14 protein-coding genes and 1 pseudogene are annotated in these 20,641 nt (G+C 69.5%); 10 read left to right on the plus strand and 5 right to left on the minus strand.

Annotated elements, in window-relative coordinates; genetic code table 11:
• Positions 1-12 precede the first annotated feature (12 nt).
• Positions 13-1,122, minus strand: coding sequence for an ROK family protein (locus Q0A34_RS08815; protein ID WP_291479627.1), 1,110 nt, complete (start codon positions 1,120-1,122; stop codon positions 13-15).
• A gap of 149 nt (positions 1,123-1,271) precedes the next feature.
• On the opposite strand from Q0A34_RS08815, the gene Q0A34_RS08820 reads away from it, so the two are divergent.
• Together Q0A34_RS08820 and Q0A34_RS08825 are read left to right on the plus strand one after the other, a co-directional pair.
• Complete coding sequence (locus Q0A34_RS08820; RefSeq protein ID WP_291479628.1) at positions 1,272-2,534, plus strand: DUF1479 domain-containing protein; 1,263 nt, start codon at positions 1,272-1,274, stop codon at positions 2,532-2,534.
• A gap of 15 nt (positions 2,535-2,549) precedes the next feature.
• Positions 2,550-3,986, plus strand: coding sequence for a sugar porter family MFS transporter (locus tag Q0A34_RS08825; RefSeq protein WP_291479629.1), 1,437 nt, complete (start codon positions 2,550-2,552; stop codon positions 3,984-3,986).
• Between the two features lie 19 nt (positions 3,987-4,005).
• On the opposite strand, the gene Q0A34_RS08830 is transcribed toward Q0A34_RS08825, so the two are convergent.
• Entirely contained in the window at positions 4,006-6,018 is a 2,013-nt protein-coding gene (locus Q0A34_RS08830) for a fructose-specific PTS transporter subunit EIIC (RefSeq protein ID WP_291479630.1), read from the minus strand.
• Positions 6,019-6,120: 102 nt separating this feature from the next.
• On the opposite strand from Q0A34_RS08830, the gene Q0A34_RS08835 reads away from it, so the two are divergent.
• Together Q0A34_RS08835 and Q0A34_RS08840 are read left to right on the plus strand one after the other, a co-directional pair.
• Entirely contained in the window at positions 6,121-8,697 is a 2,577-nt protein-coding gene (locus tag Q0A34_RS08835) for a YhgE/Pip domain-containing protein (protein WP_291479631.1), read from the plus strand.
• Positions 8,694-11,000, plus strand: coding sequence for a YhgE/Pip domain-containing protein (locus Q0A34_RS08840; RefSeq protein WP_291479632.1), 2,307 nt, complete (start codon positions 8,694-8,696; stop codon positions 10,998-11,000). Before Q0A34_RS08835 ends, Q0A34_RS08840 begins: the two co-directional genes overlap by 4 nt.
• A 100-nt stretch (positions 11,001-11,100) precedes the next feature.
• Here Q0A34_RS08840 and Q0A34_RS08845 read toward each other — a convergent pair whose 3' ends face one another.
• The 3 genes from Q0A34_RS08845 to Q0A34_RS08855 all read right to left on the minus strand — a co-directional run bounded on the left by Q0A34_RS08845 (position 11,101) and on the right by Q0A34_RS08855 (position 13,217).
• Complete coding sequence (locus tag Q0A34_RS08845; RefSeq protein WP_363316440.1) at positions 11,101-11,802, minus strand: energy-coupling factor transporter transmembrane component T; 702 nt, start codon at positions 11,800-11,802, stop codon at positions 11,101-11,103.
• A complete protein-coding gene (locus Q0A34_RS08850) occupies positions 11,799-12,575 on the minus strand; it encodes an ECF transporter S component (protein WP_291479640.1) in 777 nt (258 codons plus the stop codon). Before Q0A34_RS08850 ends, Q0A34_RS08845 begins: the two co-directional genes overlap by 4 nt.
• Positions 12,576-12,761: 186 nt before the next feature.
• Positions 12,762-13,217 (minus strand): hypothetical protein, encoded by a 456-nt coding sequence (locus Q0A34_RS08855; protein WP_291479633.1) that lies wholly within the window; start codon positions 13,215-13,217, stop codon positions 12,762-12,764.
• A gap of 442 nt (positions 13,218-13,659) precedes the next feature.
• On the opposite strand from Q0A34_RS08855, the gene metE reads away from it, so the two are divergent.
• The 6 genes and pseudogenes from metE to Q0A34_RS08885 all read left to right on the plus strand — a co-directional run.
• On the plus strand, positions 13,660-16,011 hold the full coding sequence (gene metE, locus Q0A34_RS08860) for a 5-methyltetrahydropteroyltriglutamate--homocysteine S-methyltransferase (protein ID WP_291479634.1): 2,352 nt from the start codon (positions 13,660-13,662) through the stop codon (positions 16,009-16,011).
• Between the two features lie 133 nt (positions 16,012-16,144).
• Positions 16,145-16,672: an RDD family protein gene (locus Q0A34_RS08865; protein WP_291479635.1), complete on the plus strand. Its 528-nt coding sequence runs from the start codon at positions 16,145-16,147 to the stop codon at positions 16,670-16,672.
• A gap of 358 nt (positions 16,673-17,030) precedes the next feature.
• The gene (locus tag Q0A34_RS08870; protein ID WP_291479636.1) at positions 17,031-17,855 is read left to right on the plus strand and encodes a (Fe-S)-binding protein; all 825 of its coding nucleotides are present in this window, start codon (positions 17,031-17,033) and stop codon (positions 17,853-17,855) included.
• The gene (locus Q0A34_RS08875; RefSeq protein ID WP_291479637.1) at positions 17,852-19,351 is read left to right on the plus strand and encodes a lactate utilization protein B; all 1,500 of its coding nucleotides are present in this window, start codon (positions 17,852-17,854) and stop codon (positions 19,349-19,351) included. Before Q0A34_RS08870 ends, Q0A34_RS08875 begins: the two co-directional genes overlap by 4 nt.
• Complete coding sequence (locus Q0A34_RS08880) at positions 19,348-20,019, plus strand: LUD domain-containing protein (RefSeq protein WP_291479638.1); 672 nt, start codon at positions 19,348-19,350, stop codon at positions 20,017-20,019. The genes Q0A34_RS08875 and Q0A34_RS08880 overlap by 4 nt, the downstream gene beginning before the upstream one ends.
• Before the next feature lie 144 nt (positions 20,020-20,163).
• Positions 20,164-20,641: pseudogene (locus Q0A34_RS08885) on the plus strand (hypothetical protein); the annotation flags it as partial.

Consider the following 20,641-nt stretch of genomic DNA (forward strand, 5'->3'; position numbering starts at 1 on the left):
CCCCTGCACCCCCTACCCGCAGGACGCGAGCGCCTGCGCGATGAGCTGGTCGTGCGCCGCTGAGCGGGCACCGTCGAGGGGCGACGCCCCTTGCCCGGTGACCCGAACCACCTCCGGCACGGCACCGTCGTCAAGTGAACGGTGGAGCCGATCGGTCAGCCAGCCCACCACGGCGTCGGTGGCGATGGGGCCGGTGACGACCAGACGGTCCGGGTCCAGCAGCATGACGGCGACGCCGACGGTCTCCGCCAGGACGCGGATCAGCCGTTCCGCCTGCGCCGAGGACGGCCCACGGTCCACGAGTTCCAGACAGGCGGGGACGGAGATGGCGTATCCCCCCTCCTCCAGCACACCCAGCTCACCGAGGCGGTCGGTGACGGTGCGACCGTCCGAGCGGATCCGTCCGAGCTCACCGAAGGCCCCTCTCCGCCCGCGGACGATCCACCCCTCCACGGTCAACGCCGCGCCCAGCCCTGTTCCGAGGTGCAGGTGGAGGACCGTCTCCCGGGCCAGCCCACGGCGCTGCGCGCAGGTGGCCAGCGCCGCCCAGTTGACGTCGTTGTCCACGACAACCGGCCCCGCCACCAGGGGACTGAGCAGGGCGTGGACGTCGGTGTCCGCGGCAGGGAAGGGCGCCTCCCCCAGCCGGACCACCCGGCCGGTGCCGGGGTCGACGGGCGCCGCCAACGACACCGCCGCCGCACGGCAGGGCACGGCTGCGCCGTATGCCCCGGCGGTACCGGCGAGGTCCTCCTGGACATGTTCCACGAGCAGGACGGCAAACTCCTCCGCTGAGAGCCGGGGGTCCAGCGGGAGATGCCGCCGCCGCAGGAAACCGCCGTCCATGCCGACGACGCCGATGTCCAGGCCTCTGGTCTGAGCGGCGACCGCCAGCCCCACACCGAAGCCGGGGTCGACCTCGTAGAGCAGCGGGGACCTGCCCCGACGGCCGTGGTCGGTCCCGGACTCCCTGAGCACCCCGGCGTCCACCAGCCGAACGGCGGCCTCGGAGGCCGTGGGCTTAGAGATCCCCGCGGTGCCCGCCACCTCCGCCCGGGAGGCGCTCCCCTGGTCGAGGACGGCCTCGAGGAAGGCACGGTCACTCTCCCGCACTCCGGCCACGGGTCTCTCCCTCCAGCGACTGCTTCCACTCTGTTCTCTTTCGTAAGCCTACTTGACCGGACGAACACGACCGCATACGGTGTGATCCACATCATTAGTCAGGTCGCCTTACTTCAAGGTGAGCTGCAGACCCGGAGGAGGGAACCGCCATGAACCCCCAGCACGTCGCACCGAAGGTCCCGACCGATGTCGGAGCCGCCATCAGGGAGATGAAGGCCGAGATCAGGTCCACGACCGACGTCAAGGACGCATTCGACCGGCTCAGCCGCCGCATCGAGGCCCGGGTCGAGGAGGTCGAGCGCCTCCGCGACTCCGGGCAGCCCGTCTGGCCCGAGGTCGACTACGACGCCCTGGCCTCGGGCCGGGTCCCCGACGAGACCGTCGCCGCCGTCCGCGACCGCGGCTGCCTCGTCGTCCGCGGTCACTTCCCCCGCAGCCAGGCCCTCGACTGGGACCGCCAGCTGGTCGACTACGTCGAGGCCAACGACTTCGACAGCAAGTACCGCGGCCCCGGCGACGACTTCTTCGGCACCCTGGGAACCGCCGCCTCGCGTCCCGAGATCTTCCCGCTGTACTGGTCACGACCCCAGATGCTCGCCCGCCAGGACGAGCGCACCGCTACCGTGCAGTCGTTCCTCAACCACCGCTGGGACGTGGAGTCCGAGGGCCGCCGGTGGTTCAACCCGGACCAGGACTGCATGTACCCCGACCGTGTCCGCCGCCGCCGTCCCGGCACCGACTCCGGCGGCCTCGGCGCCCACACCGACTCCGGGTCCCTGGAGCGCTGGCTGCTGCCCGCCTACCGCAAGGTCTTCCGCCACGTCTTCAACGGCGACATCGAGAACTACAACCCCTGGGACGCCGCCTACCGCACCGACGTCCACGAGTACGACGGCGGCACCACGATGTGCTCCATGTTCCGCACCTTCCAGGGGTGGACCGCCCTGTCCGACCAGAAGAACGACCAGGGCGTCCTCCACGTCGTCCCGATCCCGGAGGCCATGGCCTACATCCTGTTGCGCGCGCTGCAGGACGACGTCCCGGAGGACGAGCTCTGCGGCGTCACGCCCCGGCATGTCCTGCCGATCTCGGAGGAATGGCACCCGCTGCTGATGCGGGCCCTGACCCCGATCCCCGACCTGCAGGCCGGCGACTCCGTGTGGTGGCACTGCGACGTCATCCACAGCGTCGCCCCCGTGAAGGACCAGCAGGGCTGGGGCAACGTGATGTACATCCCCGCAGCCCCGCAGTGCGAGAAGAACGAGCACTACGCCACCAGCGTCGGCGAGGCCCTGCGCAACGGCACATCCCCCACGGACTTCCCCGACGAGAACTACGAGGTCGACTGGGTCGACCGCTTCCACCCGGACGACCTCAACACCATCGGCCGACGCGCCCTCGGCCTCGTCTGACCCGGGACGGATGACATGAGTGACGCAACCCCCGCCCCAGGACCGCCGATCCTGGTCGCCGACGCGGGCAAGCTCTCCGGGAAACTGCTCGTCGCGGTGTGCATCGCCGCACTCGGCGGCTTCCTCTTCGGCTACGACTCCGCGATCATCAACGGCACCGTCGACGCCATCCGGGAGGAGTTCGGACTCGGCTCGGCACTGCTCGGCTTCACCGTCTCCTGCGCCCTGCTCGGCGCCGCACTCGGCGCCTGGTACGCCGGCCTCTGCGCCCAACGCTACGGCCGCGTGCGGACGATGCTCATCGCCGCGGTCCTCCTCGCGGTCAGCTCCCTGGGCTCCGGTGTCGCCTTCGGCGTGTGGGACCTCATCGCCTGGCGTTTCATCGGTGGTGTCGGCGTGGGCTTCGCCTCCGTCATCGCACCGGCCTACATCGCCGAGGTCGCACCCGCGCGGCTGCGGGGACGCCTGGGAACCGTCCAGCAGATGGCCCTGGTCATCGGCATCTTCCTGGCCCTGCTCGCCGGTGCGACGATCGCCGCGGCGGCCGGTGGCGCGGCCGAGGACTGGCTCGGCGTCGCCGCCTGGCGGTGGATGTTCCTCACCGAACTCGCCCCCGCAGCGCTCTACGGCCTCCTGGCCCTCCGCCTGCCGGAGTCGCCGCGCTTCCTGGTCGAACGCCGCGACGAGGACGGCGCCCGCGACACGCTGCGCCGTATCGTCGGCATCACCGACCCCCGCGAGCTCGACGCCAAGATCGTCGAGATCCGTGAGACGGTGAACCTCGAGCACCGGCAGCGCTTCCGTGACCTGCTCGGCGGACGGTTCGGCTTCAAGATGATCGTCTGGACGGGGATCATCCTGTCCGTGCTGCAGCAGTTCGTCGGCATCAACGTGATCTTCTACTACTCCACCACACTGTGGCGCTCCGTGGGTTTCGCCGAATCGGACTCCTTCCTGATCTCCGTCATCACCTCGGTGACGAACATCATCGCCACCGTCATCGCCATCAGCCTGGTCGACGTCCTGGGACGCAAACGGCTGCTGCTCATCGGGTCGGTCCTGATGACCGTGTCACTGTCGGTGATGGCCTTCGCCTTCACGAACGCCCACACGGTCAACGGTGAGGTGGTGCTCCCCGACCAGTGGGGCGTCATCGCCCTGGTCGCCGCCAACACCTTCGTCGTCGGCTTCGGCGCCAGCTGGGGCCCGCTGGTGTGGCTGCTCCTCGGGGAGATGTTCCCCAACCGGTTCCGGGCCCTGGCCCTCGGCATCGGCGGGGCCGCCCAGTGGGTCGCCAACTTCCTGGTCACCGTCACCTTCCCCGCACTGTCCGACGCCAGCCTGGCACTGACCTACGGCCTGTACGCCGTCTTCGCGCTCATCTCCGTCTTCGTCGTCTGGTTCATGGTCCGGGAGACCAAGGGTGTGGAGCTCGAGCACATGCTGAGCTGAGTGGACCGGGGCGGCCCCTCTACCCCGACACCGCCCCGGTCTGCACCTCCCCGACGCCGAGCCCCTTCACCAGTCCGACGACCTCCTCCGGCGTCGACGCGCCACGCAGGGACTCCCGGAAGTCCTCCTTCATCAGGGCACGGGCGAGCGTCGCGAGGATCCTGAGGTGCTGTTTCCCCGCGTCCTCCGGCACAGCGATGAGGAACACCAGATCCACCGCACCACCGTCCGGCGCATCCCACTCCACCGGCGTCCGCAGCCGTCCGAACGCCAGGGTCGGGACGCCCACGGCCGCGCTGCGGGCATGCGGGATGGCCACACCGTTGCCGACCGCGGTGGTGGACTGCGCCTCACGGGCCAGCGCCGCCTCCACGACCTCCGCCTCCGAGAGACGTCCCTGCCTCTCCGCCTGCCCGGCGAGGGCGCGGATCACCGCGGCTGTGCCCCCTGTGTCCCCGGCCTGACCGGTTGCGGCATCGAGGTCGAGCACGACCGTGCCCACGTCGATGAGATCCGACGAGGCCAGTTCAGTGCCCGACTCTGTGCCTGACCCCGCCTCGGCCTCCCCGTCCTTCCCTTCCGCCGGGGCGCTCGTGGTGAGAGCCATGAGCAGCAGCGACACCGCCGACGTCACGACGACACCGACCACCAGGCACAGGAAGAACCAGGTCACACCCTCGACCGCGCCGAGGACCGCGACGATCGGCCCGCCGTGCATCACGTTGTCCTTCACACCGAACATCCCCGCCAGCGCCCCGGCCACCGCACCGCCGGCCACATTGGCGGGGATGACCTGCAGCGGACGGGCGACTGCGAGCGGGATCGCCCCCTCCGAGATCCCGAAGAACCCCATGAACAGGCCCGCCACCCCGGCGTCCCGCTCCGCCTTGTTGAACCGGCTGCGCGCCAGCAGCGTCGTCACCCCCGCGGCGATCGGCGGGACGGCGATGGCGACGGCCGCCATCCCCATCGGCGCGGCGTTGCCGGTCGCGATGAGACCACCGGCGAAGAGGAACGCCGTCTTGTTCAACGGGCCACCCATGTCGAAGGCGATCATCGCGCCGATGATCGCACCGAGCAGCAGGACCGACGACCCCTGCATCCCCTCCAGGCCCTCCGTCATCACCTCGAAGAGCGTGGCGATCGGCCGTCCCAGCAGGTAGACGAACAGCCCGCCGACGATGAGCGTGGTCAGCACAGGGATGACGATGATCGGCCAGATCGGCTGGATGTACCTGTGCACCGGGATCCTGCGGATCGCCAGTGCCACGTACCCGGAGAGCAGTCCGGTGACGATGCCGCCGAGGAAACCGGCGCCCGCCCCGGAGCCGTACAGGTCCCCCGTCACCGCCACCAGACCGGTCACGAACCCGGGCGCCAGACCGGGTCGGTCGGCGATCGCCGCCGCGATGTACCCGGACAGCACCGGGACCATGAGGGAGAACGCCAGCCCGCCGAGCTGGTTGAGGGTGTCCCAGAACGTCCCCTCCGGGATCACCAGGCCCTCGGCCGTGGGTTCCCCGCCGAGCGACAGCGCCACGGCGAGCATCAGGCCGCCGGTGACGACGAACGGGATCATGTGGGAGACACCGTTCATCAACGCGCGGTAGAGGTCGTCGCCGACGCGGCGGATCCGGGAGCGTTCACCGGCGGGCCCGTCACCGCCGGCGCCGTCCACACCCGCGGTGGCGGTGCCACTGCTCACCGGCGCCTTCAGCGCCGAGCGCAGCAGTTCGCCGGGCCTCCTGATGCCGTCGTCCACGCCGGTGGACAGCAGCGGCTTGCCGGCGAACCGGGCGGTGTCGATCGTCGTGTCCGCCGCGACGACGACGGCCGCCGCCTCGCGGACCTCGGCGTCGGTGAACGCGTCCTCCACGCCGATGGACCCGTGCGTCTCCACACGGACCCGCACACCGGCGGTGTCGGCGGCCGCGACGAGGTTCTCGGCGGCCATGTAGGTGTGGGCGATGCCGGTGGGGCACGCGGTGATCGCCAGGACGAGGGGCCGTTTCTCAGGGCTCGGGGACGTCATGCGACCGAGGGTAGTTGACCGGGTAGTAGACGTCGGTAACAGTTAGCTTGGAAAACTGCCCAGCTGGCCCGCGCTCCCCGTACCAAGTGCTACGGTCACCGGGTGGCCGTAAGCTGGAATATCTTCACACGTGACGTCGGACGTATCCTGCGTACCCCCAAGGTGTGGGTGATCGTCATCGGCGTGCTGATCACCCCTGCGCTCTACTCGTGGGTCAACGTCGCAGCCTTCTGGGACCCCTACGGCAACACGGAGAACATCAGGGTCGCCGTCGTCAACGAGGACGACGGCGGCACCTCCGAGTTCACCGGGCCGATCGACGTGGGCAAGCAGATGATGGGCCAACTGGAGGAGAACGACCAGCTGGGCTGGCAGTTCATGGACGACGACGAGGCGGACGACGCCCTACGCAAGGGCGACGTGGCCGCCACCATCACCGTGCCCCCCACCTTCTCCTCCGACATCCTGAGCATGTTCGGGGGAACCTACTCCCAGCCGACGATCACCTACCAGGTCAACGAGAAGAAGAGCGCGATCTCGCCGAAGATCACCGACCAGGCCGCGACCACGCTCGACGCGACGATCACCTCGGTGTTCAAGGAGACCGTCGCGGAGTCGGTCACCACCGAGCTGCGCGACGCCGGCGGGTCGCTGAGCGACAGGCTCACCGGTGCCTGCGACCGGACCGCCAACGCCTTCGACGAGACCGCCGGGACGATGGAGTCCGCCCAGGAGGAGGTGGGGCGGATCCAGCAGCGGCTCGACGACGCCCGCCCCACCATCGCCGCCACCCAGGACGCCCTGCGCTCCGTCGACGCCACCCTGGGCGACGCCACCACCGCCCTCGACCAGGTCCAGTCGATCATGACCGAGGTCCAGGAACAGGTGACGTCCTTCTCCGACGCCGCCACCGCCGCCTACGTGGAGGGGACGACCGCACTGGCGGACGGGACGGCGTCGGCCAACGCCGCGATCTCGTCTGTCACCGGTGAACTCGACCGGGCCGGCGCCGGCCTGGGCACCGCCACCCGCGAGGCGTCCGGCATCGTCCGGCAGGCCGACCAGGCCATCGACCAGCTCGAGAAGCTCCTGGGCAACGCCGCGATGACGCCCGGTGTCTCGGGGCCGCTCAACGACACCCTCAACGACCTGCGGGAACGCAACGCCACCAACCAGCAGCTGCTCGACGACCTCAACGGGCTGCAGGGCAACGCGTCAGACACCGTCTCCGCGGTCGACGCCGCGGCGGACGCCCTCGCACAGGCCACCGGCGACACCCGCGACCGGGCCCAGGGCCTGCGCAGCTCCGTCAACGACTCCCTGCCCGCACTGAACTCGGCGATCAACCGGGTCAACACCACCGCCGGCGCCTTCTCCTCCGCCCTGAGTTCACAGCGGACCCTCCTGGGCGAGTCCGTCACGCTCCTCGACGGCCTCGACCGCCAGATCGGCACGTCGCAGGAGGTCCTCGGCAACTTCAAGAACGACCTGTCCGGCATCGAGGACGGACTGAAGACCGCGCGCGCCGACGTCCTCGCCCTGAACGCGGCATCCGGCGACGGCATCCTCGGGACGGTGTCCAACCTGGACTCCGTCGGCATCTCCGAGTTCATGGCCACCCCCGCCGAGGTGGAGAGCCACGCCGTCTACCCCGTCGCCAACTACGGCTCCGGCATGGCGGGCCTGTTCACGAACCTGTCGCTGTGGATCGGCGCCTTCATGCTCATGGTGATCTTCCGGACCGAGGTGGACACCGCCGGTCTCCGGAAACTCACCGTCGCCCAGGCCTACCGTGGACGCTTCATCCTGCTGGCCGTCCTGAGCACCTTCCAGGGACTGGTGGTCTCCGTGGGCAACATGGTGATGGGCGTGCAGTCGGTGAACCCCGTCGCCTTCGTGGCCACCTGTGTGGTCATCGCACTGTGCTACCTCAGCATCATCTACGCGTTGATATCCGCGCTGGGCAACATCGGGCGGATCATCGCGGTGGTCCTGGCGTTCCTGCAGATACCCGGCGCCTCCGGCATGTACCCGATCGAGATGACACCGGACTTCTTCCAGGCCCTGCACCCGGTCCTTCCGCTGACCTACGGTATCGACGCACTGCGCGAGACCATCGGCGGCTTCTACGGCGACCACTACCTGAAGGCCATGGGGACACTCGTGCTGATGGCCGTGATCTCCTTCGTCCTGGGAACCCTGCTACGCAGAGGCCTGTCGAACGTGAAGGGGATGGTCAACCGGCAACACGCCGCGTCCGGACTGGTCCTCAACGACCAGGTGGAGGTCGTGGGCAGCAGCTACCGGCTGACCGACGTCATCCACGCCATGCGCGACCGCGAGGCCTTCCGCGAGGAGATCGACAACCGCTGGAAACCGCTGCGGACCAACTACCCGACGCTGCTGCGGGGGGCCGTCATCACCGGCGTGGTCGGCATCGTCGTCCTGTGCGTCCTCGCCCGCGTCTACACCGACGAGAAGGCGGCGCTGTTCGGGATCATGTGCCTGTGGTGCCTGCTGATCGTCGGCTTCATCGCCGCGCTGGAGTACGTCAAGCAGAGCTTCGCCCACGTTCAGGAACTGACCGACCTCTCCGAGGAGGAGCTGCGTGAGGCGGCCGTGGCCCAGAGCGCCCGGCGCAAGACGTACTCCATGGACGGGGACGGAGACAACGCATGAAGAACGCCCTGAGCATCCTGCGCAACGACCTGCGCGGCGTGAAGAACAACGTCATGACCTCGATCCTGATCTTCGGGCTCGTGATCATCCCGCTGCTGTTCTCGACGTTCAACGTCCTGGCCAGCTGGAACCCCTTCGACAACACCGACCAGCTGAAGATCGCGGTCGCCAGCGCCGACGAAGGCCACGAGAGTGACCTGGCGTCGCTGCGGATCAACCTCGGCGACCAGGTGCTGTCCCAGCTGAGCCGCAACGACCAGATCGACTGGGTCATCACCGACGAAGACCAGGCGGTCGAGGGCACGAAGGCCGGGGACTACTACGCGGCCATCGTCCTGCCGCCGTCCTTCAGCTCCGACATGCTGACCTTCTACGTCGAAGGCACCGAACCCTCGAAGATCGACCTCTACACCAACGAGAAGAAGAACGCGCTGTCCACGGTGATCACCTCACAGGGTGCCGAGGGCATGATCGCGCAGATCAACGAGACCTTCACCCGGACGGTCAGCAGTGTGGGCCTGGGGCTGGTGTCGTCACTCAACAACTACCTGGAGGAGGACGACACCCAGGCAGCCATCCAACGGGTGGAGAACCGGGTGGAGAACGTGGGCGTGCGCCTGCATTCCGGCGCCCAGACCGTGCGCTCCCTGACCGGCCTGCTCGACTCCTCCATCCCCCTGGTGCAGGGCGCCGACAGCATCATCAGCGCCGCCGGCGGCCAATTCGACGACCCGTCGACACGCATCGGCGGCGGCTCCGGGGCCGCCTCGGAACTCGACTCCACCCTCCGCGACGCGACCGGCTCCCTGGAGACGGCTCTGCAGGCCACCGGCGACAGCTACGGTGCGGTCGCCGACCGGCTCGACGAGCTCTTCGACAGCGCCGACACCACCAGCGCCAGCGCAGCGTCGACCTACAGGACCCTCGCCGACCGCGTCCAGCAGCAGGTGGACTTCTTCCAGTCGCTGCGCGACACCATGGAGAGCAACGTCCCCGGCAACCTCCCCGAGGTCGCCAAGCCCGGCTATGAGCGGGTGCTCTCCCGCCTGGACGCCGCGATCGACCGCAGCCAGGACCTGCACGACAGCTTCGCGCAGTCCGCCGAGGACATCTCCAGCGGAAACCGGTCCGCCCAGGACTCCCGCGAAGGCAGCCGGAACGCCATCTCGCAGGCGCGCGCGGCCGTGGACGACGCCGTGACGTCCTACCGGGAGGACCTGAAGCCCCAGCTCGCCGAGCTCGGGAACACCCTGGACTCCCTCGGGAACAACATCGCCAGCGTCCGCGAGGACATCGCCGGCATCCGGGAGTCGACGTCCGATTCGCCCGGCTCCGTGCAGGACGCCCTGAGCCGGACGCGGGACGCCACCGCCAAGCTCGCCGACCGTCTCGACGAGCACGCCGACAGGTTCACCGAGCTCCAGGAGGCACTGGCCACCGCCGGCGACACCGGTGACTTCTCCCGGCTCGCCGAGATCGTGGGCTCCGACCCCGAGGCCCTGGCCAGCCAGCTCGCCGCACCCGTCGACGTCAAGCGTGACCCGGTGTTCCCCGTGGTCAGCTTCGGCGTCGGCATGGCACCGCTGTACCTCACGCTCGCGCTGTGGATCGGCGCGGTGCTCACCTCCGTGCTCGTCCGCACCGGCGTGCCGGAGAAGACCACCCCGAAGAAGGGGAAGAAGGGAGACCAGACCGACGAGGCCGACGAGGCCGGCGAGGAAGGCGCGGGCGCTGAGGACACCGGGGACGCGGAGGCCGCGGTCCCGGGTGAATCGTCCGGCGACGAGGTGATCGAGTACTCGCGGAGCACGGCGTACTTCGGGCGCTTCGGCATCTTCGCGCTGATCGGCCTGGCGCAGAGCACGCTCGCCGTGCTGGGGCTGATCTTCTTCGTCCAGATCGAGGCGGCCCACCCGCTGCTGCTGATGCTGTGCGGCTGGGTCACGTCCCTGGTGTTCATGCTGATCATCTACACCCTGGTGCTGTCCTTCGGCAGTGCCGGCAAGGCGATCTCGGTGCTGCTGCTGGTGTTCCAGGTGTCCGGTGCCGGCGGCGCGTACCCGCTGGAACTACTGCCCGGGTGGTTCCAGGCCATCGGCCCGTGGCTCCCGGCGACCCACGCCATCGACGCGATGCGCGCCGCGATCGCCGGTGTCTACCGCGGCGACCTGTGGATCGAACTGGGCCTGCTGCTGCTGTTCGTGGTGCCGATGCTCATCCTGGGGCTCGTCCTGCGCCGGCTGCTGGACGGCTACAACCGCAAGACCACCGAGGCGATCGAGTCGACGAGGATCATGCAGTAGCAGTCCCGGGGCCGGGCTCGGTTACCGTTCCCTGCCCCGAGACCGCGTGGAAGGGTCGGACGCCTCCGGGGACGCGGCGCCGTCCCGTGGCAGCCGTCAGCTACATGAGCACCCCGGCCACGATGACCACCACAGCACCGAGCACCATCAGCCAGCGGCACACCTGCTGAACCGTGGAGTCCGGCACCGGCACCAGCAGGGTGCGCGGACCGGGCTCGCCGATTCCGGTGCGCTGCAGGGGACGGGCACGCTGGGCGGCGTCGTCGATCAGGCCGACGACCAGTGGCAGGACGGTCGAACCGCGGGAGCGCCACGTCTCGACATCCACCCCGCGGGACGCCTGGATCTGCCGGATGGTCCGCCACCGCTGCTGCGCCATCGGCAGCAGCCTCACCACCGTCCCCACCATGTAGACCAACGGCGCAGGGACCGACAGCTGCAGGCGCCGCATCAGGGCGTCGGCGTCGACGAAACTCCCGATCACCAGCCCGGCGCAGGTCATCGCCGCGAACCGCAGGCCCAGGTCCCAGGCGATCCCCGCCCCGTCCGAGGTGACCGGAATCAGCACTCGGGCGATCTCCCGGTCACCGAAGGGCACGTAGATCAGCGCATACGACAGCATCGCCGGGACCGACAGCAGCAGGCCCGCCACCAGGGCACGTCGGTGACGACGTCCCGCGGAGGCCAGCAGGACCGCCCCCAGCAGGAAACCCGCCGACACCCACGGATCATGCAGCACCATGACCGTGACGATCGCACAGGCGGCCCCGGTCAACGGGGTCAGCGGGCTCAACCTGCTCATACGGCCGCGGGCGAGTTCTGGACCGGTACGGAGTCAGGGTCGAACGTCCTGCGGGAACGCTCCGGGAGGGAGCGCACCACCAGCCAGACGACAAGGAAGACGATGACCTTGTCCAACGGGTCGGACGTCCACGACTGCAGGAACACCGCCGTGGTCTGCGACGCGCCCAACGACTGGTAGAAACTCACGAGCAGGCCCGTGCCCGTGCCCGCCGTACCGCCGAAGATGAACGACGCCACCGGCGCGGAGACCAGCGCGGAGAGGAAACCCAGCACCAGGCCAGCGACGACGACCTTCCACCAGGACGAACGGAAAAGCGCCCTGACCAGCCCGGCGGCGAGGCCCATCAGCGCGTAGCCTGCGGCGAAAGGCACGATCGTGGGGTTGAACGTCCCCCACACCAGCGCCGAAAGGCCACCGGTGGCCAGCCCGGCCGCCGGCCCCGCCAACACCCCCACGAGCACCGTGCCGAAGGAGTCGAGGTAGAGCGGGACGGGCAGTCCCATGGTTCCCACGACCTGCCCGACGACGATGTTCAGCACCAGTGCCACCGGCATCAGCGCCAGGGTACGCACCGGAAGTGCGGGGACCACCGCGATCAGCGCCATCACCGTGGGGACGAGGAAGCCCACGAGGGCGACCGTGGTCGACGCGGAGTCCGCCATCGAGGAGAAGTCGGAGTCCTCCGGCTGGTTGAGCACCAGGTAGAGCCAGGTCACCAGGTAGATGACGACGGCGAGCGAGATCAGGGTGAGTCGCAGGGTTCGTGACAGGGGACGCACTGGGAGCTCCTGGGAAGGGGTCGGACGTGGGACGCGCGGACCTGCCGCGCCGCGACCGCTCCCCTATGTCACCTCGGGGAGACGGGCCGTAACTGGTGCTATCTTGCCGAGTTGCGGCTGCCGGGGCAAGTACGTGGCGGAGACGGACGGATCAGCGTCTGCCGGGGTGGCCCGGGATCACCGGCGGAGGATGCTGTCGTCGTCGAGGCGCTTCACCTCGCGGTCGCCGACCTCGTCGTCCAGTTCGACGAGCAGGGAGGCGTCACGTCCGACGTCAGGACAGGCAGACGGCGCGTCGGGGACAGTGCCGCTGACCGCCGCGACGAGGACCTCCTCCGCGTTTTCCCGTACGACGGCCCGCGTTCCGTAGCAGCTCGTGGTTCCCGCCATGAAGGTCACACGGAGAGTCGCCGGGCCGACCTCCTCGGCCGAGGTCCAGGGGATGATCCGCTCATCGGTCATGTCGTCCCTCGGGGTGTCGTCGGCCGGCCTGACTCCGTCAGGGCCGGTCACGGACGGAGCTGTGTCCCCCGCGTCTCCACGATCCCCGGGGTCGCCGCGGTTGTCCACCGTGCATCCGAGGAGCACCGCGGGGAGCATCAGCACGGCCAGGATCCTCAGGCGGTGGGTCATCGCGTCCTCCGTTTCGAGTTCCTGCAGGTCGTACCTGTTACATCGCCGGAGGCAGGCGAGTCGTTGCGTAGATGCCTCGACAGCTCCGGTGAGGCGGAGCGAGTCGGAGACACTCTCAGACGTACGCGGACGTACGGGCCGCATCCGACATGCGAGGGGTCTCAGCAGCGCAGAAACGTGACGGACTTGACAGACTAAGCGGTCTACTGGTTACCTTGGGCACCAAGCAGTCGACGAGAGTCGAGTTCCCCTCCTGGAGCCCCGGACGAGGCGGAACCTGCGGACGATGCACCGGCACCGGTGCGTCGGCACCCCTCTCAGGGTGCACGGTCCGCAGCGTGTGGTCTGCCGTCCACGGACGCCAGTTCCGGGGTTTCCCTGTGCCACATGTGACTCAACGGTCGACGGCGAGACCCGTACAACCACATGTGAAGGATCATTTGTGACCGCACAGATCAACGCCACCGTCGCCGGGGTTCCGCGCATCGGCCCGAAGCGCGAACTGAAGAAGGCTCTCGAGACCTACTGGAAGGACGACTCCACCGGCCGCAACCTGGCCACCGTCGCCACCCAGCTGGTCAACCAGCAGGCCGACAACCTCACCGAGGCCGGCCTGGACTCCGTCCCCACCATCGGCCGTAGCTTCTACGACTCGATGCTGGACACCTCCGCCCTGCTCGGTGCCCTTCCCGCCCGCGTCGCCGACATCGACGACCACGGCAACGACGGCCTCCCCGCCTTCATCGACCGGCTCTTCGCCGCCGCCCGCGGCACCGCCGACCTGCCGGCCAGCGCGATGACCAAGTGGTTCGACACGAACTACCACTACATCGTGCCCGAGCTCGCCGCCGACACCGAGTTCCGTCTCGACGACGCCGCCCTGCTCGCCGACCTCGGTGACCAGGTCACCCGCGGCACCGCCGCCCGACCGGTCCTCATCGGCCCGCTGACCTACCTGGCTCTGGCCCGCACCACTGACGGGTCGGACGCCCTGACCCACCTCGAGGAGGTCTTCGAGGCCTACGCACGCCTGCTGCCGCGACTCGCCGAGCGCGGTGCGGCCTGGGTCCAGTTCGACGAGCCCTACCTCGTCACCGACGTCGACAAGGACGACGCCCGCAAGGCCGACCTGCTGGCCCGCACCCGTTCCGGCTACGAGAAGCTCGTCGCCGCCGCCGGTGACACCGACCTGCTGGTCCAGACCTACTTCGGTGACGGCGACCTGGCCGTGAAGACGCTGTCCGGCATCGGCATCGCCGCCTTCGGCGTCGACCTGGTCACCGGCCGCACCGACGAGCGTCAGGCCGACGACACCAACGTCGCCGACGCCGACCTGCTCCCCTCCTGGACCGGCACCGAGCAGCTGCTCGCCGGCGTGGTCGACGGCCGCAACATCTGGCGCACCGACCTGGCCCGCGCCCTGGAGACCCTCAAGGCCCTCGCCGCGCGCGGCCCGGTCGGCGTCACCACCTCCAGCTCCCTGCTGCACGTCCCCTACTCCCTCGCCCAGGAGACCAGCCTCGACGACGACGCCGAGCTGCGCAGCTGGCTCGCCTTCGGCGCCGAGAAGGTCGCCGAGGTCGCCGTCCTGTCCCGCCTGCTCAACGGCACCGAGACCGAGGACGACAAGGCCGCCGTCGCCGAGGCGCACGAGGCCGTGGCGTCCCGCCGCAACTCCGAGCGCACCCGCAACAGCGCCCTGCGTACCCGCACCGACGCCGTCACGGACGCCGACCGTCGCCGTAACCCCTTCGACCAGCGCCGCGAGGTGCAGGAGAAGGAGCTCGGCCTCCCGCCGCTTCCGACCACCACGATCGGTTCCTTCCCCCAGACCACCGAGATCCGCCAGGCCCGTGCCAGGCTGCGCAAGGGCGAGCTCACCGCCGAGCAGTACCACCAGGCCATGGTCGACGAGGTCAAGGACGTCATCGACCGGCAGGAGGCCCTCGGCCTGGACGTGCTCGTCCACGGCGAGCCCGAGCGCAACGACATGGTCCAGTACTTCTCCGAGCAGCTCGAGGGCTACCACTCCACCGACCTGGCGTGGGTGCAGTCCTACGGCTCCCGTTGCGTGCGTCCCCCGATCCTCTTCGGCGACGTCACCCGCCCCGAGCCGATGACCGTCGAGTGGTTCCGTGTCGCGCAGTCCTTCACCGACAAGCCGGTCAAGGGCATGCTCACCGGTCCGGTCACCATGCTCGCATGGTCTTTCGTCCGCGACGACCAGCCGCTGGGCGCCACCGCCGACCAGGTGGCCCTCGCCCTGCGCGACGAGATCTCGGACCTGGTCGACGCCGGCGCGAAGATCGTCCAGGTCGACGAGCCCGCCATCCGCGAGCTGCTGCCGCTGCGCGCGTCCCAGCAGCCCGCCTACCTGGAGTGGGCCGTGGGCTCCTTCCGCCTGGCCACCGCCGGTGCGGAGGACGCCACCCAGATCCACACCCACATGTGCTACTCGGAGTTCAACGAGCTCATCGGCACCGTGGGCGACCTGGACGCCGACGTGACCTCCATCGAGGCGTCCCGCAACGGCATGCGCGTGTTGCACGCCCTGCGTGACTCCGGCTTCGAGCTGGGCGTGGGCCCGGGCGTGTGGGACATCCACTCGCCGCGCGTCCCGGAGCAGGACGAGGTCGACACCCTGCTGAACGAGGCGCTGGAGGCCGTGCCGGCCCGTCAGCTGTGGGTCAACCCCGACTGCGGTCTGAAGACCCGTGGCTGGGACGAGACCACCGCCTCCATCAAGGTGCTCGTCGCCGCGGCCGAGAAGGCCCGCGCCAGCGTCAACGCCTGACACCCCTGAGATAGATACGCAGCAACCCCGGAAGCCGTCCTGTCGTGCCTCCGGGGTTGCTGCTCTATGCTGAACAACCGTAGCTGAACGACGACACTGACGACACTGACGAAACGAAGGACGGAAGACCACCATGACCAACAACCCGAACCCCTATGACGGCGTCCCGTCCTACGGGCAGTACAACAACGACCCCTACGGTCAGGACCCGAACCGCCTGGTCCCCAACGAGCGTCCCGGCGCGGGCCGCCGCCTGGCGGGCACGATTATCGACCTGATCATCATCGGGATCATCTCCAATGCCCTGGCGTCGCTGGCCGGTATCGACCTTTCGGCGCTCAATCTCAGTTCCATGTTCCTGGCCGCCGTCATCGGAATCATCATCTGGTTCGCCGCCCGCGTGGGCAGCGAGGTCACCTGGGGCGCCAGCCCCGGCAAGCGGCTCCTGGGCATGAAGGTCGTCGCCGCGGACGGCTCGAACCCTGACGCCGTGGCGTCCCTGAAGCGCAACTCCTGGTACGCCGCGCAGATCGTACCGTTCCTCGGCTACTTCGTGTACATCGCCCTGGCGATCTTCATCGGTGTCGGCATCGCCAACGACCCGGAGAAGCGCTCCTGGTTCGACAAGCTGGGCAACCTCACCGTGGTGCGCACCAACTAGAACGAGCTCCGGCGCGCCCCGGCGTGCCGGTGTCCCGAGGCCCCGGTCCGTCGCCGGTCCCACATCCCGTGGACCGGCGGCAGGCCGGGGCCTCCGTGCGTCCCCCGGGTTCCCCCCGTCACGTCCGGACCCCCGCACCCCGTGACCTGGTGTGGTCTGACCACACCCTGCTATCTGCATAAACATGTCCTCCCCCGCTGTTCCACAGCGTCGCACACGGCCGGCCGACAGGTCTACAGTGGAGCGTCAGGACGCCTCGGAGGGCCCACCCGACGTCGGTTGACCACCGCACGCCACCGGTGTCCGACGGCCCGGACGTCCCCGGCAGAAGCAGAATCCGAGAAGAGGGACGAGAACCATGAGAATCGCGTTGTTCGCGACATGCATCGTCGACGCCATGTACCCCGAGGCGGCGAAAGCCACCGTCAGCATCCTCGAGCGCCTGGGGCACCGGGTGGTGTTCCCGGAGCGGCAGGCCTGCTGCGGGCAGATGCACATCAACTCCGGGAAGTTCACCGACGCCTACCCCGTGGTCCGCAACCACGTGCGGGCCTTCGAGGAATCCGACTGGGACTACGCCATCGCCCCCAGCGGCTCCTGTGTGGCCTCGCTGGGACACCAGCACCCGATGATCGCCGACCACAACGGCGACGCCGACCTGGCGTCCCGTGCCACGGACATCGCCGACCGCACCTACGAGCTGTGCCAGTTCCTCACCGACGTCGAGGGCGTCACCGACGCGGCCGCCGACCTGGGCAGCTGGTTCCCCCACACCGTGGCCTACCACCCCTCGTGCCACGGCATGCGCCTGCTGCGCCTCGGCGACCGGCAACGCGACCTCCTCGCCTCCGTGGAGGGCCTGGAACTGCGCACCATCCAGAACGAGGACATCTGCTGCGGATTCGGCGGCACCTTCTCGGTGAAGAACCCGCAGGTCTCCGGGGCCATGCTCGGCGACAAGGTCGAGGCGGTCATCTCCAGCGGTGCCTCGGTGTGCACCGGCGGCGACGTCTCCTGCCTGATGCACATCGGCGGCGGCCTGTCCCGCACCGGACGCCTCGTCCCCGGCGAGGGTGCCGTCCCCGCCGCCGTCCACCTCGCCCGCATCCTGGCGTCCACGAAGGACAGCCCGCTGCTCCTCCCGGACGACGGCGCCGTGGTCACCGGAGGTGCACTGCGATGAGTTCCCGCACCGTCCTCGGCATGCCGACCGTCCCCGGACGCGGCAACCTGGTCGAGGCCCACCCCTTCCCCGAAGTCGCCGAGCACGAGCTCGGCAACGTCCAGATGCGCAGCAACCTGCAGCACGCCACCCGGACCATCCGCGGCAAACGGGCCGCGCGGGTGGCCGAGATGCCGGACTGGGAGGACCTCCGTGACGCCGGCTCCGCCGTCAAGCAGGACGTGATGTCCCGGCTCCCCGAGCTGCTCCAGCAGTTCGAGGAGGCCTTCACCGCCCGCGGAGGCCACGTGCACTGGGCCCGCGACGCCGACGAGGCCAACCGCATCGTCGAGGAACTCGTCACCAAGCACGCCCCACTCACCGACGACGGCGTGCGCGAGGTCATCAAGGTCAAGTCGATGGCCACCCAGGAGATCGGACTCAACGAGTACCTCGCACCCCGCGGCATCCGCGCCCTGGAGACCGACCTCGCCGAGCTCATCGTCCAGCTCGGCGGCGACAGGCCCAGCCACATCCTCGTCCCGGCGATCCACCGCAACCGTGACGAGATCCGCCGCATCTTCCTCAACGGCATGGAGGACGTCGACCCCGACCTGGACAACAACCCCGAGCACCTCGCCGACGCGAGCCGCCGGCACCTGCGCCGCAAGTTCATGGAGACCAAGGTCGCCGTCTCCGGGGCGAACTTCGGCATCGCCGAGACCGGCACCCTCTCCGTGGTGGAGTCCGAGGGCAACGGACGGATGTGCGTGACCCTGCCGGAGACGCTGATCACGGTGATGGGCATCGAGAAGCTGCTGCCGACCTTCCGGGACCTGGAGGTGTTCATGCAGCTGCTGCCCCGCTCGTCCACCGGGGAACGGATGAACCCCTACAGCTCCTTCTGGACAGTTGTGACACCGGGCGACGGCCCGCAGAACGCCCACGTGATCCTGCTGGACAACGGCCGAACCCGCGCCCTGGCCGATGAACACGGACGCCAGGCGCTGCACTGCATCCGCTGCTCGGCGTGCATGAACGTCTGCCCGGTCTACGAACGCACCGGCGGCCACGCCTACGGCTCGGTCTACCCGGGGCCCATCGGGGCCGTCCTCACCCCGCTGATGACGGGGGTGGACGAGTCCGAGAACGGGTCGCTGCCCTACGCGTCCTCGCTGTGCGGGTCCTGCTACGACGCCTGCCCGGTGAAGATCAACATCCCGGAGATGCTCACCCGGCTGCGCAACGAGGACCAGGAGGTCAACCACGGCGGACGCGTCCCGTCCTCACAGCTGGACGTCGCGCTGGACGGGGCGAAGTGGCTGATGAGCGACGGCCGCCGCATGGGCCTCGCCGAACGGGCCCTCCCGCTGGTCCACAAGGTCAGCCCCGCGGCGGGAATGACGTCCCTGCCCGGGATCGCCGGCCAGTGGACGAGTTCACGGGACGTACCGCAACCACCGCCGGAGTCCTTCCGCAGCTGGTTCCGCAAGCACCGGAAAGGGGAAGACCAGTGACTGACGCACGGACCGAGATCCTGTCACGGGTGCGCTCGTCGTTGGGCCTGCGCGACGGGCAGGACGGCGCCGGGACGGTGGAGGTGCCCCGCCGGTACCGGTCCACCGGCTCCCTGGACACCGGCGGACTCGTCGACCTTCTCATCGACCGGCTCGAGGACTACGACGCCACGGTGAGCCGGACCGGCGGGGAGGACGCGGAGATCGCGGACGCGGTCCGGCGCTTCCTCGACCGGGCCGGGGAGGACACCGCCGACTCGCGGATCGTGGTCCCCGCGGAGCTGAACCACGCGTGGGTGGGGTCGGTGGCCGCGGAGGTCCTCGACGACTCGACCCGGGCCCCGGTGGGCCTGGACACCCTGGACGGTGTCGACGCCGTGGTCACCGCGTCGGCGGTGTCGGTGGCGGACACCGGCACGATCATGCTGGTGGGTCCGGGGTCCGGGCGTCGGGCGACCACGCTGGTGCCGGACCACCACATCGTGGTCGTGAAGGTCGATGACATCGTGGAGATCGTGCCCGAGGCCGTCGCGAGGCTGACCGCGGAGGGACTGCACGAACTGCCGGTGACGATGGTCTCCGGGCCGAGCGCGACCGTGGACATCGAGCTGATCCGGGTGCAGGGGGTGCACGGGCCGCGCACCCTCGACGTGATCGTCGCCGGGTAGCGTCCGGGCGCGCCACACACCGCGCGACCCAGCACGTCCGACGCGGCAACCCCGGAGGTCGGTGGCACCGACCTCCGGGGTTGCTGTGTGACAGGTCCCGGCGCCGGGGAACCCAGACACACCCGTGCCGAGTCCCTCTCCACCATGGACCGTTCACTCCCGACCCACGGTGGCCCCGCCCACACCCGCCGAGCCCTCCCCCGGACACTGCCTCAACGGCGCCGGGACCTGCTGGCCTCAAAAGCCGTGACCCGGTGGAGACTCGACAAAACCTACGTCACCGTCGCCTCCGGGCTGGTCGTCCCGCGTTCGGCACTGCCGGAGGATGTCCGGCCTTTCGGGGGTTTCCCCGCGGACGCCGTCACCCGTGCCCGCGCGCACTCGATGAACAACCCGGACACGGTCGCGGGCGAGTGGGGAGCCGCGGCACTCCACGGACTCTGGACGGACTGGCCCGACTCCGCCCCCACCGTCCTCTTCGCCGACCGCGGATCCAAAGGCAACTCGAACTCCCGGACCGCGGCCCGTCTCCCCCCTCCGTCCGGTGTTCCGCCGACTGCCGCACGGACTCCCGGTCACCCGTCCCGACCCCCGGAATGGGCAGGTGGGCCCAGGTGTGCCG

The organism is Corynebacterium sp. (assembly GCF_022712195.1).
Lineage (GTDB): Bacteria > Actinomycetota > Actinomycetes > Mycobacteriales > Mycobacteriaceae > Corynebacterium.